This window comes from Pseudomonadota bacterium, assembly GCA_027620075.1.
Taxonomy (GTDB): Bacteria; Pseudomonadota; Alphaproteobacteria; order Rickettsiales; family UBA6187; genus 1-14-0-20-39-49.
This window is the reverse complement of record JAQCEY010000002.1, coordinates 483,561-498,361: the sequence shown is the minus strand read 5'-3', so window position 1 is coordinate 498,361 and position 14,801 is coordinate 483,561. Positions and strand designations below refer to the sequence as shown.

The 14,801-nt window shown below is 40.7% G+C and carries 11 protein-coding genes and 1 tRNA gene; 10 read left to right on the top strand and 2 right to left on the bottom strand.

Translation table 11 applies throughout. The annotated features are described in order from the left end of the window. From O2942_05450 to rpoC, 10 genes are all read left to right on the top strand, one after another. Positions 1 to 95 (top strand): elongation factor Tu (locus tag O2942_05450; protein ID MDA0781694.1); only part of this gene is annotated, 95 nt, incomplete at its 5' end. Positions 96 to 177: 82 nt separating this feature from the next. Beyond that, positions 178 to 253 (top strand) — tRNA-Trp (locus tag O2942_05445). 59 nt (positions 254 to 312) lie between these two features. Beyond that, complete coding sequence (secE, locus tag O2942_05440; protein ID MDA0781693.1) at positions 313 to 504, top strand: preprotein translocase subunit SecE; 192 nt, start codon at positions 313 to 315, stop codon at positions 502 to 504. Positions 505 to 515: 11 nt separating this feature from the next. Further along, a complete protein-coding gene (gene nusG / locus O2942_05435) occupies positions 516 to 1,046 on the top strand; it encodes a transcription termination/antitermination protein NusG (protein MDA0781692.1) in 531 nt (176 codons plus the stop codon). 38 nt (positions 1,047 to 1,084) lie between these two features. Further along, on the top strand, positions 1,085 to 1,525 hold the full coding sequence (rplK, locus tag O2942_05430) for a 50S ribosomal protein L11 (protein MDA0781691.1): 441 nt from the start codon (positions 1,085 to 1,087) through the stop codon (positions 1,523 to 1,525). 5 nt (positions 1,526 to 1,530) lie between these two features. After that, entirely contained in the window at positions 1,531 to 2,235 is a 705-nt protein-coding gene (gene rplA, locus O2942_05425) for a 50S ribosomal protein L1 (GenBank protein ID MDA0781690.1), read from the top strand. Between the two features lie 20 nt (positions 2,236 to 2,255). Beyond that, a complete protein-coding gene (gene rplJ, locus O2942_05420) occupies positions 2,256 to 2,768 on the top strand; it encodes a 50S ribosomal protein L10 (GenBank protein MDA0781689.1) in 513 nt (170 codons plus the stop codon). Between the two features lie 96 nt (positions 2,769 to 2,864). Next, a complete protein-coding gene (gene rplL, locus O2942_05415) occupies positions 2,865 to 3,239 on the top strand; it encodes a 50S ribosomal protein L7/L12 (protein MDA0781688.1) in 375 nt (124 codons plus the stop codon). Positions 3,240 to 3,382: 143 nt separating this feature from the next. Continuing rightward, a complete protein-coding gene (gene rpoB, locus O2942_05410; GenBank protein ID MDA0781687.1) occupies positions 3,383 to 7,513 on the top strand; it encodes a DNA-directed RNA polymerase subunit beta in 4,131 nt (1,376 codons plus the stop codon). Between the two features lie 164 nt (positions 7,514 to 7,677). Further along, entirely contained in the window at positions 7,678 to 11,931 is a 4,254-nt protein-coding gene (gene rpoC, locus O2942_05405; GenBank protein MDA0781686.1) for a DNA-directed RNA polymerase subunit beta', read from the top strand. Between the two features lie 51 nt (positions 11,932 to 11,982). Here the strand turns inward: rpoC and O2942_05400 are convergent, their stop codons facing one another. Both O2942_05400 and O2942_05395 read right to left on the bottom strand, forming a co-directional pair. Then, the gene (locus tag O2942_05400; GenBank protein MDA0781685.1) at positions 11,983 to 12,819 is read right to left on the bottom strand and encodes a 4-(cytidine 5'-diphospho)-2-C-methyl-D-erythritol kinase; all 837 of its coding nucleotides are present in this window, start codon (positions 12,817 to 12,819) and stop codon (positions 11,983 to 11,985) included. Positions 12,820 to 12,978: 159 nt separating this feature from the next. Continuing rightward, positions 12,979 to 14,718 (bottom strand): tetratricopeptide repeat protein, encoded by a 1,740-nt coding sequence (locus tag O2942_05395; GenBank protein MDA0781684.1) that lies wholly within the window; start codon positions 14,716 to 14,718, stop codon positions 12,979 to 12,981. Between the last annotated feature and the right edge of the window lie 83 nt (positions 14,719 to 14,801).

The following is a 14,801-nucleotide window of genomic DNA, read 5'->3' as shown; positions in this document are numbered from 1 at the left end:
TAGCTCCTATCGCAATGGATGAGGGCTTACGCTTCGCAATCCGTGAAGGTGGTAGAACCGTTGGTGCAGGTGTTGTGGCTAAAATTGTTAAATAATTGTTTGATGTCGGCGGGAAGAAAATTTACTTCTCGCTGATATCGTAGGTTTTGGAGTTAGTTTTAATAACTAGGAAAGTTTAGGAGTGTAGCTCAATTGGTAGAGCACCGGTCTCCAAAACCGGGGGTTGGGGGTTCGATTCCTCTCACTCCTGCCACTTACAATTATTAAAACCGGGTTTCGATTTTAATCTAAACTCAACAGGTGTTGGAAATTATGGCACGAACAGGAGTAGCAGAGTTTATAAAACAAGTACGCCAAGAAACTATGAAAGTTACTTGGAGTTCAAGGAAAGAGACTATCACTTCTACAATAGTAGTTTTGATAATGGTTTTTATAGCGTCGCTTTTCTTTTTACTTGTTGATAGCGTAATTTTAAAGCTTACCCAGTTAATAATGGGTTTTTAGGAGTTGATAAAGTGACTTATAAATGGTATATAGTTCAGGCTCATTCAGGCTTTGAGAAAAAAGTTGCTGCTGCTATTGCTGAAAGAGCCGATATGGAGAAGATATCAGATGCCTTTGAAGAGATAACGGTTCCGACCGAAGGTGTCGTAGAGGTTAAAAAAGGACGCAAAGTAAGTACCGAGCGTAAGTTTTTCCCCGGGTATGTTTTGGTTAAGATGAAAATGAGCGATAAAGCTTGGCATCTTGTTAAAACAACGCCTAAAGTTACAGGCTTTTTGGGCGGTCAGGGGAAGCCGCAGCCTATATCTGATGCGGAAGCACAGCGGATATTCCGTCAGGTAGAGGAAGGTTTGGAAAAACCGAAGCATACGGTTTCATTTGAAACGGGTGAGTCGGTTAAGATTAATGACGGTCCTTTTGAATCCTTCGTCGGTGTTGTTGAAGGTGTTGATGAAGAAAAAGGCACATTGAAGATTTCAGTTTCGATATTTGGCAGGGATACACCTGTAGAACTGGAATTTTCACAGGTAGAAAAAGTTTAAAATAATAACTGATTAGGATAAATTAAGGAACTAAAGTAATGTCTAAGAAAATAACGGGTTATATAAAACTACAAGTTCAAGCCGGTGCTGCTAATCCATCACCTCCGGTTGGTCCTGCTTTGGGTCAGAAAGGTGTTAATATAATGGAATTCTGTAAATCGTTTAATGCGGCTACCCAAGAGCAGCAAAAAAAGTTTCCCGGAATGAAGCTTCCTGTAGTTATAACGGTGTTTGCCGACCGTAGTTTCGAGTTCATTACGAAGTTGCCTCCTGCTGCACAATTATTGAAGAAAGCTGCAAACCTTAAAAAGGGTTCGGGTGAGACGGGGCAAAAAATAATAGCTAAACTAAGAAAAAGCCAAATTAAAGAAATAGCTGAAATGAAAATGGCTGATATGAATGCAAACACTGTCGAAGCCGCTGTGCAAATGCTTATAGGTACTGCTGCTTCTATGGGAATCGAAGTAATTGAAGGTTAATGAATATGTCTAAGATTGGAAAAAGATTTGAAGCTGCTTTAAAAAATATTAATGCCGAAGAAGAGTACGCATTAAATAAAGCCGTTTCGATTATTAAGGGTAACGCTAAAGCAAAATTCGATGAAACTATCGAGATAGCTATGAATTTAGGTGTCGATCCTAAGCACGCCGACCAGATGGTTCGTGGTGTAACTCAATTGCCTAACGGCACGGGAAAAGACATAAGAATCGCAGTATTTGCTAAAGGTGCTAAAGCTGATGAGGCAAAAGCCGCAGGTGCCGATATTGTCGGTGATGATGACCTTATCGGTAAAGTGCAAGGCGGAACAATTGATTTTGACCGTTGTATAGCGACACCCGATATGATGGCTGCACTTGGCAAGGCTGCTAGGATTCTTGGTCCTAAAGGACTAATGCCTAACCCTAAGCTGGGTACTGTAACTACCGACATAGCTGCCGCAGTTAAAGCCGCAAAAGCAGGTCAGGTTGAGTACAGAGTTGAGAAAAACGGAATTATACACGCCGGTGTAGGTAAAGCTAGCTTCGATGAAAAAGCATTAAAAGAAAACCTGCTTTCATTCATAAAAGCTATTATTACTGCAAAACCGAGCGGTGCGAAAGGAACTTACGTAAAGAAAATTTCTTTAAGTTCTACAATGGGTCCTTCTGTTAATCTTGATATTGCAGAAGTATTGGCTGAAGCCGCATAATAAATTTTGGAGAGAAGTAAGTGGATAGAGTAGAAAAAAAACAAACGGTTGAGTCTCTTAATGCGGCATTTGCAGATGCTAATACATTTGTAATAACACATTATATGGGTCTTACCGTAGAAGAGATCACTCAGTTAAGAAGAAATCTATCGTCATTAGGCGGTAATTTTAGAGTAACTAAGAACAGATTGGCAAAACTGGCATTAAAAGGAACTCAGTATGAGTCTCTTGCCGACCGGTTTGTCGGGCCTACGGCCGTAGCGTATTCGGATGATCCGGTAGCTGCTGCTAAGGGCGTTGTAGAATTTGCGAAGAATAATGAGAAACTTGTCATTATCGGTGGAGCTATCGGCAATAAGCAGATAGATGTCAATGAAATAAATTCACTGGCAAAACTACCTTCGCTAGACGAATTGCGTGCGAAAATCGTTGGTATGATAAATACCCCGGCTACACGTATAGCCGGAGTTGTTCAGGCTCCTGCCGGACAAATAGCGAGAGTATTGAATGCTCGTTCGCAGCAAGCAGAGTAATTATGTAACTTATATGTGTTTGATGATTAGCTTATAAGTATTACGTTTTTTACCATATTTAACTATTTTATTTTATAAATTTACGAGGATGTAAAAATGGCTGATTTAGCAAAAATTGTTGATGAACTATCTGGTTTGACAGTATTGGAGGCCGCTGAGCTTTCAAAACTACTTGAGGAAAAGTGGGGAGTTTCTGCCGCTGCTCCTGTTGCGGTTGCTGCCGTTGGTGCCGCTGCCGGTGCTGAGGCTGCTGCTGAAAAGACAGAATTTGACGTTATACTTGCCACTGCCGGTGACAAAAAAATCAACGTTATCAAAGAAGTTAGAGCTATAACAGGTCTTGGCTTGAAAGAAGCTAAAGATTTGGTAGAAGGTGCTCCGAAACCGATTAAAGAAGGCGCGTCTAAAGACGAAGCTGAAGAAATTAAAAAGAAACTTGAAGCTGCCGGTGCGACTGTTGAGGTTAAATAACTACCTTACATTAAGTAACCAATGAGAAATGAGGCACGTGCCTTAAAGCGTGCCTCACTTTTGTGTTTGTAAGATAATTTAAATTTGCTGTTGCAATTTATACTGCAAACACATAATAAGTAATATATAAGTGGAGAACTACTTTGGCATACTCATTCACAGCTCGTAAACGTATTCGTAAAAGTTTCGGTAAGATTGAAGCGGTGGCAGAAATGCCTAATCTTATTGATATTCAAAGTAAATCATATGAATCATTCCTGCAAATGACAACTCCTAGCGAGGAGCGTTCGGATGTCGGTTTGAACGGTGCTTTAGCATCGGTCTTTCCGATAAATGATATGGCTGAAACCTGTACCTTGGAGTATATAGGCTATGCATTTGATAAGCCTAAATATGATGTTGAAGAGTGTAGGCAGCGTGGAATTAACTTTTCCGCTCCTTTAAAGGTAACTTTACGTCTTATTGTATGGGACGTAGATGAAGATACCGGTGCCCGTGAGATAAAAGGCATTAAAGAGCAAGATGTTTATATGGGGGATATCCCTCTAATGACAAAGAACGGTACTTTTATAATTAACGGTACCGAGCGTGTTATAGTATCGCAAATGCACCGTTCTCCCGGTGTTTTCTTCGACCATGACAGGGGTAAGACGCATAGTTCTGGTAAGTTCCTGTACTCTGCACGTATTATACCTTACCGTGGCTCGTGGCTTGATTTTGAATTTGATGCTAAAGACTTGCTGTTCTTCCGTATTGACAGAAGAAGAAAGCTTCTTATAGGTACTTTACTCAGAGCTTTGGGTTTTGATAAAAAACAGATGTTGGAAACTTTCTACAATAAGGATTTATTGAAGAGAGTTAAGAAGGGGTGGTCGTTTCCTTTCAATCCCGATGCGTTAAAAGGCACTAAACTTACTCGTGACCTGATAGATGCCGCAACCGGTAAGGTTGTTGCCGAAGCCGGTACTAAAATGAGTCCGCGTGTGATAAAAAAGCTTGTACAGTCAGGCATGAAGGAGCAGCTTGTTAGTTCGGAGGATTTAGTAGGCAAGTATGTTGCCGAGGATATTATAGACCCGTCTACGGGTGAAGTATTCGTATCATTTGGTGATGAGCTTACATCAGACGCAATTACATTTATTGAAAATTCAAAGTTAAAAGAAGTTTCGGTACTATCTGTTGATCCTAATTCTAACACGGCATATATACGTAACAGTGTTGAAGCGGATAAAAACGTTACTTATGAAGATGCATTAATGGATGTTTATAAAGTAATGCGTCCGGGTGAACCTGCTACTGTTGAAGCCGCAGAGGAATTATTCCACAACCTGTTCTTTGATAAGGAAAGATACGACCTGTCAGCAGTCGGTCGTGTTAAGTTAAATGCAAGGCTTGATCTTAATACTCCTGAGGAAGTAGGCGTACTTACAAAAGAAGATATAATTACAATTATCAGAAAATTTGTAGATATCAAAGACGGTAAGGGTGAGATTGACGATATCGACCACTTAGGTAACAGACGTGTGCGTTCTGTCGGCGAGTTAATGGAAAACCAGTTCCGTATAGGACTTGTACGCATGGAACGTGCTATAATTGAGCGTATGGCTGCCGTTGAAATAGATACCGTAATGCCACACGATTTGGTGAATTCCAAGTTATTGGCTGCGGTACTTCGTGAGTTTTTCGGATCATCACAGCTTTCACAGTTTATGGATCAGACAAACCCTTTGGCTGAAATTACCCATAAGCGTAGATTATCGGCACTCGGACCCGGTGGTTTAACTCGTGACCGTGCCGGATTTGAGGTGCGTGACGTACATACTACTCACTATGGAAGGATATGTCCTATTGAGACTCCTGAGGGACCGAATATCGGTCTTATCAACTCGCTTGCTACATACGCAAATATAAATAAATACGGTTTCATTGAAAGCCCTTACAGAAAAGTTGTTGAGGGTAAGGTTACTAATGAAGTTAGTTACATGTCTGCAATTGACGAAGGTAAGTACGTGATTGCCCAGTCAAATGCGGAGCTTAACAGTGATAACCGTTTTGTTGATAAACTTATCAGTTGCCGTAAGAACGGTGAACTTGTTATGGTTAACCCGAAAAATATCGACTATATGGACGTATCACCGATGCAGGTGGTATCTGTAGCTGCCTGTTTGATACCTTTCTTAGAAAATGACGATGCAAACCGTGCATTGATGGGATCGAACATGCAACGTCAGGCTGTACCGTTACTTCGTAATGATGCACCGCTTGTCGGTACGGGTATTGAAGCTACCGTTGCAAGGGATTCGGGTGTAACCGTAGTTGCAACACGTGACGGTGTTGTCGAGCAGGTTGATGCAAACCGTATCGTTGTTAAATCAACTGACATTGATTCTACCTCGCCGGGCGTTAAGATTTATAACTTGTTGAAATATCAGCGTACTAACCAGAATACTTCTATCAACCAAAGACCTGTCGTTAAAGCCGGTGACGTTGTTAAAAAAGGCGATATAATCGCTGACGGTTCCAGTACCGATTTGGGTGAGTTGGCTTTGGGACGTAACGTGCTTGTGGCGTTCATGCCTTGGAACGGTTATAACTTTGAGGACTCAATTCTTATATCTGAAAGGATTGTAAAAGACGATGTGTTTACTTCCGTTCATATCGAACAGTTTGAGGTAGTTGCACGTGATACAAGGATAGGTCCTGAGGAAGTTACGCGTGATATACCGAACGTAGGTGAAGAAAGTCTGAAACATCTGGACGAAATAGGTATTGTTCACGTTGGTGCGGAAGTGATGCCGGGTGATATTCTGGTAGGTAAAGTTACTCCTAAGAGTGAATCTCCGATGACTCCTGAAGAAAAACTTCTTCGTGCTATTTTCGGTGAAAAGGCTGCTGATGTCAGGGATTCATCTTTACGTGTGCCTCCGGGTGTCGGCGGTACTGTGGTTGAGGTTCGTGTATTCTCAAGACGCGGTATCGAAAAGGACGAACGTGCGCTTTCAATTGAACAGGCTGAAATCGAGCGTCTTGCAAAAGACCGTGATGATGAGCTTGCTATTGTTGAGAACTTTATCTATGGCAGACTAAAAGAGATTATGAAAGGTAAAGAAATCTCCGACGGTCCGAAAGAAGCTAAGTCAGGCAAAGTCAGTGATGAGACTTTTGAAAAATTTAGCAACGGTCAGCTATGGCAGATTGTACTTAAAGACAGTAAAGCCATGGACGAGATTGAGATTCTTAAAGGTCAGCTTGATGATATTACCCGTGATTCTCAGGAGCGTTTTGATAACAAAGTTGAGAAATTACAATCAGGTGATGACCTACCTCAGGGTGCTTTGAAAGTCGTTAAGGTTTTCCTTGCAGTTAAGAGAAAGTTACAGCCGGGTGACAAAATGGCAGGTCGTCACGGTAACAAAGGGGTTATTTCAAGAATACTTCCGCAAGAGGATATGCCTTATTTAGAAGACGGCACTCCTGTTGATGTTGTGTTGAACCCTCTTGGTGTACCTTCTCGTATGAACGTGGGACAGATACTTGAGACTCACTTGGGCTGGGCATCTGCCGGACTCGGTAAGCAGATAGGTAATGCCTATGATAAATATACCGCTAAGGAAGCTACGATTGATGACCTTAAAAAGCAAATAAACGCTTCATATAAAGATGCTAAAGTCAGCCGTGAAGTCGATGCCATGAATGAAGATGAGGTTGTGGAGCTTGCACGTAACTTACGTAAGGGTATCCCTTTTGCGACACCTGTTTTCGACGGTGCAAAAGAGGCGGATATCGTTACCGAGTTAGAAAGGGCAGGGCTAAATAGCAGCGGTCAGGTTACTTTGTATGACGGTCGTACCGGTGAGAAATTCGACAGAGATGTAACGGTAGGTTATATCTATATGTTGAAACTACACCACCTTGTTGACGATAAGATTCACGCAAGGTCGATAGGTCCTTACTCACTTGTAACGCAGCAACCGTTGGGCGGTAAGTCGCACTTCGGCGGACAGCGTTTCGGGGAAATGGAATGCTGGGCATTGCAGGCATACGGCTCATCTTATACATTGCAGGAAATGCTTACTGTTAAATCTGATGACGTTGCAGGACGTATCAAGATGTATGAAGCTATTGTTCGCGGTGATAACAACTTTGAATCGGGCATACCGGAGTCATTCCACGTAATGGTGAAAGAGCTTCGCTCACTATGCTTGAACGTTGCGTTAGAGCAAAGTGACGAAATTGATGATGTTACGCCTGAAACACCTGCTGAGGCAGCGTAAGTAAACGGTGATTAGAGTCTAGAGTTTAGAATCTAGTTATTTTGAAGTGATTTTTATTTATAAGAAATTATATAAATTGTCGGGTTAGGGTCTAAAATCTGTTTTTTTACTAAAATATGAACCTTTAGACTTTTAATCCCGACAAACAAAACAGGAGCTAATCAATGAAAGAACTAGTAAATTTTTTCGGGCAAACCGGTGGTGCATTGAGCTTTGATCAGATAAAGATCATGATAGCAAGTCCGGAAAAGATTCGTTCTTGGTCGTACGGGGAAGTAAAAAAACCCGAGACTATCAATTATAGAACATTCAAACCTGAAAAAGACGGTTTATTCTGTGCTAGGATATTCGGTCCGGTTAAGGACTACGAATGTCTGTGCGGTAAATATAAGCGTATGAAATACAGAGGTATAATCTGTGAAAAATGCGGTGTTGAAGTTACTACCTCTAAGGTTCGCCGTGAAAGAATGGGACATATTGACCTTGCCGCTCCTGTTGCTCATATATGGTTCTTAAAATCGCTTCCTTCAAGAATATCTACCTTGCTTGATATGGCATTAAAAGATGTTGAGAAAGTTTTGTACTTTGAGGCTTTTGTCGTAACCGATCCGGGTATGTCATCATTTACAAAAGGACAGGTTTTGTCCGAAGACCAATATTTAAGGGCGCAAGATGAATTTGGTGAGGATACTTTCAAGGCACTTATAGGTGCAGAGGCTATAAAAGAAATTCTTTCCGAGATAAATCTGGCAGAAGAAAAAGCATCGCTTCGTGCGGAGCTTACTGACGTGAAATCAGACCTTAAGCGTAAGAAGATTGTAAAAAGGCTTAAACTTGTTGAGGCTTTCCTTGATTCGGGCAATAAGCCCGAATGGATGATAATGGACGTGATTCCTATCATTCCACCTGAAATCCGTCCTCTTGTTATGTTAGACGGCGGTCGTTTTGCAACTTCCGATCTTAACGAATTATACAGACGTGTTATAAACCGTAACAACCGTTTGAAAAGGCTTCTTGAACTAAAAGCTCCCGATATAATTATACGTAACGAAAAACGTATGTTACAGGAAGCAGTCGATGCGTTGTTCGATAACGGTCGTCGTGGGCGTGTGGTTAAAAACGCCAATAAACGTCCGTTTAAATCATTATCCGACATGCTAAAAGGTAAGGCAGGACGTTTCCGTCAGAACCTACTTGGAAAACGCGTTGACTATTCGGGTCGTTCGGTGATTGTTGTGGGACCTGAGTTGAAACTGCATCAATGCGGATTGCCGAAAAAAATGGCATTAGAGCTATTTAAACCGTTTATTTATTCTAAATTGGAACTTTACGGTTTATCTACTACCTTAAAAACCGCTAAGAAAATGGTGGAAAGCGAGCGTCCCGAAGTTTGGGATATCTTAGATGAAGTTATCCGTGAGCATCCGGTTCTGCTTAACCGTGCGCCGACATTGCACAGACTTGGTATTCAGGCATTTGAGCCGGTACTTATCGAAGGTAAGGCAGTTCAGCTTCACCCGCTTGTTTGTGCTGCATTTAACGCAGACTTTGACGGTGACCAGATGGCTGTTCACGTACCGCTTTCAATTGAAGCACAGCTTGAAGCCCGTGTTTTGATGATGTCGTCAAACAACATCTTAAGCCCTTCAAACGGTAAGCCGATAATCGTTCCTTCACAGGATATTATCCTTGGTTTATATTACCTGACTTTAGAGGGTGAGAATCAGCCGGGTGAGGGTATGATATTCTCTGAAGTTGCTGAAATCCATCATGCACTAAATATAGGAGTGCTTAGCCTGCAATCAAAGATAAAATTCAGGTATAAGAAAAAAGGTGATGAAAACATAACCAGAATAGCCGATACAACTCCGGGACGTGTGTTATTATTCCAGCAATTGCCGAACAATAAGAACATGACTTTCGAGATGACAAACCGTCTGATGACGAAGAAAGAGGTTACTAACCTTATTGACACGGTCTATCGTCACTGCGGTTCAAAAGCTACGGTTATATTTGCCGACCATATTATGGCTCTTGGCTTTAACCATGCTTGTAAGTCGGGTATCTCGTTCGGTAAAGATGACATGCTTATCCCTTCTTCTAAAGAAAAACATATCAACGACACGAAAAAAGAAGTTGAGCGTTTTGAGGAACAATATGCCGAAGGTCTAATCACTCAGGGAGAAAAATATAATAAGGTGGTTGACGGTTGGTCGCAATGTACCGATAAAATCGCCCATGATATGATGAAAATCATATCGGGTGAGTCTGATGAAGCACCAAGGGAAGCGGACGGTTCAAGAAAAGTTAACTCGATTTATATGATGGCTCACTCAGGTGCGCGTGGTTCGGCAGCTCAGATAAAACAGCTAGCCGGTATGCGTGGATTGATGGCAAAACCTAACGGTGATATCATCGAACGTCCTATCATATCGAACTTTAAAGAAGGTTTGACGGTTTTAGAGTACTTTAACTCTACGCACGGTGCGCGTAAAGGTCTTGCGGATACGGCTCTTAAAACTGCGAACTCAGGATATCTGACTCGTCGTCTGGTTGACGTATCGCAGGATTGTATCGTGACCGAAGATGATTGCGGAACTCAAAACGGTATCGTTTCAAAACCTATTATTGAGGCGGGTGAGGTTATAGTTCCTCTTGCGGACAGGATATTAGGACGTACGGCAGCTATTGACGTACACCACCCTGTATCCGGAGAGCTGCTGGTTAAAGCCGCTCAGATAATTGATGAGGATATGGTCGAGGCTATTGACGCTGCGGGTGTTGAATTTATTAAAGTTCGTTCACCGCTTACTTGTGAAACCAAGAACGGAATCTGTGCTAACTGCTACGGTCGTGATCTTGCGACAGGTGATCTGGTTAGTGTCGGAGAAGCGGTCGGTGTTGTTGCCGCTCAATCTATCGGTGAACCGGGAACTCAGCTTACAATGAGAACGTTCCACATAGGTGGTGCGGCACAAAGGGGCGTAGAGGTTTCAAGCGTTGAGGCTACTAAAGACGGTGTTGTCCGTATGGTAAACCGTAACGTGGTAGAAGACTCTAAGAAAAGAAAAGTTGTAATGAGCCGTACTTGTGAAATCATTATCGAAAATGATAAGGGTATCGAAGTTGCTCAATATAAGATTCCTTATGGTGCTAAACTTAGCGTTGATGAAGGTGATAAGGTGAAAAAAGGTCAGTCACTTGCAGACTGGGATCCTTATACCATTCCTATCATTACCGAGCGTACGGGTGAAGCGGTTTATCGTGATATGATAGACGGTGTATCGGTAGAAGAGCAGGTTGATGAGGCAACCGGTATAGCAAGCAAGAAAATTACGGATTGGAAACAAAGATCGGGTGGTTCCGAGCTTCGTCCTCGTATCACTCTTCGTGACGATAAAGGCGAGATAATCACTCTTGCTAACGGTCTGGAAGCCAGATACTTCTTGCCTATAGGAGCTATCATGACTGTTTCTGACGGTCAGAAGGTGCATGCGGGTGATATTTTGGCACGTATTCCGAAAGAATCGTCTAAGACACGTGATATCACGGGTGGTCTTCCACGTGTGGCAGAGCTTTTTGAAGCTCGTAAACCGAAAGACCACGCTATTATTTGTGATATAGACGGAACTATTGAATTCGGTAAGGACTACAAGTCCAAGCGTAGGATAGTTATCCAGCCGCAAAGTGCCGATGATAAACCTGTAGAGTACCTAATACCTAAAGGTAAGCACATAACCGTAAATGAAGGCGACTTTGTACGTAAAGGTGATCTTATCATGGACGGTAACCCTGTACCGCACGATATCTTGCGTGTTATGGGAGTTGAGGCTCTGGCTGAATATATGGTTAACGAAGTTCAGTCCGTATATCGTCTGCAAGGTGTGAAAATCGATGATAAACACCCTGAAGTTATAGTGCGTCAGATGTTACAGAAAATGGAAATAGTTGATTCGGGTGAAACTACTTACTTAGAGGGTGAGAATGTTGACCGTGAAGAGCTGGAAGAAATTAATGCAAAAGCTGCAAAAGAAGGTTATAAACCTGCAACTGCAATACCCGTACTACAAGGTATTACTAAAGCAAGCTTACAGACGCATTCATTTATTTCTGCCGCTTCATTCCAAGAAACGACAAGAGTCCTTACAGAGGCTTCGGTTGCAGGTAAGATTGATAAATTACGCGGATTAAAAGAAAACGTAATTGTAGGTCGCCTAATACCTGCCGGTACCGGATTCTATATGGATAAGGTACAAAAAGTAGCTAAAAAGCGTGATTTTGAGATTGAATCTGCCAACAGGGCAAAGGCAATTGCAGCAGGTATGGTAGAAGATGATATGAACGATGATTCGGACGATTTCTCTTCAATTGAAGTCAATGATGAGCAAAGCCGTGGTAACGGAGTTGCAACTGCATAAGCTTTATAGTTAAGTTTAAAGAAAAAAGCGGGCTTTTTAGCTCGCTTTTTTTTATATATACCTTATCCACCACTGAGGGTATCGGACGCTTAGCGTATTATAAGCGTTTTGCAGTTCAAAAGAACTCTTGAACAACCCGAAGCATGTAGAACCGCTACCCGTCATTCTTGAAAGAAGGCAACCGGATTGTTCGGATAAAACGTTCAGTATATCGTTTATTTGCGGAACAAGTTGTATAGCGTTTTTCTCAAGTTCATTATCGCAAATATTAAGTAATGAAATTAATTCGTTCATATCACTATGGGTGTTTATAATAGGCATTTCATTTGAATAGTTAAACGGTGCATATTTGAACACTTCTGTGGTAGATAGTGGGATATTAGGATATATAAGCAATATATACAACGGAGGTACGTCAACAAGGGTTTCAATATTTCCGACACCTGAAATAAGGGCGGGGCGGTTTTCTATGAAAAAAGGAATATCCGCACCGAATTTTAAGCCTATTTTTTCCAAAGTATCGTTGCTGTAATTTAGTCCAAGCAGATTATTCATGATTTTCAAGGTAGTAGCGGCATTAGAAGAACCGCCGCCAAGCCCTGCACCGACAGGTATGTTTTTCTCCAGATAAATATTAACCCCTTTAGGCTTTATTTGTGCATGTTCACAAATGGCATCTATCGCTTCTAATATCAGGTTGTCGCTCTTATCCACAAGATGTGCATAATCACCGTTAATATTTAAATGATTAGTGTTACTTTCATTAAATGAAATATATATATTGTCGCAAACAGATATAGGTATCATTAAGCTTTCAAGTTTATGATAACCGTTATGAAACTTTCCGGTAATATGTAAATATAAATTAAGTTTTGCATTTGAAAGCATATATCATCCTATATGAGCCATACTATAGTATTTCTACTTTTCAATAATCATGCGTTGACCTTCGACTCATGTATGTTTTATACACATCGTCTCGGTCGCCTATGATTCTTAAAAAGTTTAAACACTATATAATAATAATGCATGAATACTAAAATAATTTTACGAATTACCATTACTTTCAGGAAGACCGTAACGGATTTTCTGACGTATGTCTTTTTCAGATAAATCTTTATTAGTATTATACTTTAATACCCTTTTCCATTGAAACACTGCTTCGTTTGTGCGTCCAAGCCGCCAGTACGTATCGCCTAAATGGTCGTTTATAGTTGTATCGTAAGGTGTGATTTCAACGGCTTTTTCAAGATATTCCGAAGCTTTTTCAAAGTCGTTCATTTTATATAAAGCCCAACCCATTGAGTCTATAATCTGCGGGTCGTTAGGTCTTGCTTTTACAGCTTTTTCTATCATTCCTTTGGCTTCGTCGATATTCTCGTTGCGGTCTATCCAGCTATATCCGAGGTAATTAAGTACCTCTGGTTGTTCAGGTTTTAATTCAAGTGCTTTTAATAAATCCTGCTCGGCTAGTTTCCATTGTTTAGAACGCTCAAAAGATATACCCCTTGCAAAAAATATAGGCCAGTTTTGTACGGAAGGTTTTTTTATCATTGTAATAGCCTTACTATAAGTATCGGCGGCTTCTTTGAACTTTAAATCCTTACGGTAAAGGTCTGCCAAAGTAAGCAGTGCAATCATTGACGGGTTTTCATTATCCGTTAACTGCTTTAAAAGACTTATTGCCTTATCTTTTTCTCCGGCATTATGATAATTTTCCGCAATTGATATCCGACCGGTAAGATAAAAGTCGGAGCCTTCAGGTACTTCTTTGTATATCTTTATTGCATTTTTGTATTGTTCAATGTCTTCATAAAAACCCGATAATAAAACTCTGGTTTCGTCATTTTCCGGCTTTAAATACATTGCAAGGCGTAAATAAGATATTCCTTCATCGCTATAACCGCTGTTGAAAAGAACCCGTGCCGCTTCTTCTAATACTTCGGCAAAACCGTAACGTGCGTCTTTTATTAGAGGTTCGGGTTTTTCGTTGCCTGCGTTGATACGGTCGATATTCGTTTGAAAATATCCCGAATGAGGATATTGCTGACGGTATTGAGTGTACAATAATAGTGCTTGTTCTTTTTCTCCTGCCCTTTCATAAAAGTTTCCGGCACTATTTATAAAGTGATATGGAAGTACGGCATCTTTGCTCATAACGTTCATAAAGCTTTTTCCGGCTTCTTCATAATTACCTATAAAATCATTAAGAAGGGCTTTTTGATAATGGGTGAATAAAGACGGAGCAGAGCTGTCCTCTATCTTTTTATTAATAAAATCAGTGGCTTCAATGTTTTTATTCTGTCCGGTCATTATCCATAACTTTAAGAACGGTGATATAACCCTGTTTATACTTGATGAAACGGTTATAGGCTCATGTTTTGTAGATATATTCAATATCTCTTCAGCCTTGTCATAATCCTGATTTTTTATCGCCTTCGTGGCACGCAATATATTTATATTTGAATCTACGTCGGATAGTTTTGTATATTTTTCTGCTAATTCAATGGATTCATCTATTTTTCCGATCTTTAGCATTAAATTGTAGCTGTAACTAAGAAGTATGCTGTTATCCGGCGATTGTTTTGAGGCGTTTAAGAATATCTCGGCAGCTTCTTCATGGTTATTCGTCCTTATCGCATAATCACCTGTGAGGTAACTTTTTACAAAGTTATCGGGAAAATAATCGTTCTCCTTCTTTGTCTCGTTGGAAGATGTAGCTTTTTGAGTTAATATAATTATCAGGAAAGCCAACACTAAAGAAAACTTATTTTTTTTTCGCATCATATACTTTATTTTACCTTAAAACACGCTTAATCACAATATATGTAAAGCTTATATTGTATCAAATCTTTATTAACGTATTGTTA

What these genes read in the sequence shown, in the direction of transcription:
- secE (MDA0781693.1), top strand. Translation starts at nt 313, where the DNA reads ATGGCACGAACAGGAGTAGCAGAGTTTATAAAACAAGTACGCCAAGAA.
- rplK (MDA0781691.1), top strand. Translation starts at nt 1,085, where the DNA reads ATGTCTAAGAAAATAACGGGTTATATAAAACTACAAGTTCAAGCCGGT.
- rplA (MDA0781690.1), top strand. Translation starts at nt 1,531, where the DNA reads ATGTCTAAGATTGGAAAAAGATTTGAAGCTGCTTTAAAAAATATTAAT.
- rplL (MDA0781688.1), top strand. Translation starts at nt 2,865, where the DNA reads ATGGCTGATTTAGCAAAAATTGTTGATGAACTATCTGGTTTGACAGTA.
- rpoC (MDA0781686.1), top strand. Translation starts at nt 7,678, where the DNA reads ATGAAAGAACTAGTAAATTTTTTCGGGCAAACCGGTGGTGCATTGAGC.
- O2942_05400 (MDA0781685.1), bottom strand. Translation starts at nt 12,819, where the DNA reads ATGCTTTCAAATGCAAAACTTAATTTATATTTACATATTACCGGAAAG.
- O2942_05395 (MDA0781684.1), bottom strand. Translation starts at nt 14,718, where the DNA reads ATGATGCGAAAAAAAAATAAGTTTTCTTTAGTGTTGGCTTTCCTGATA.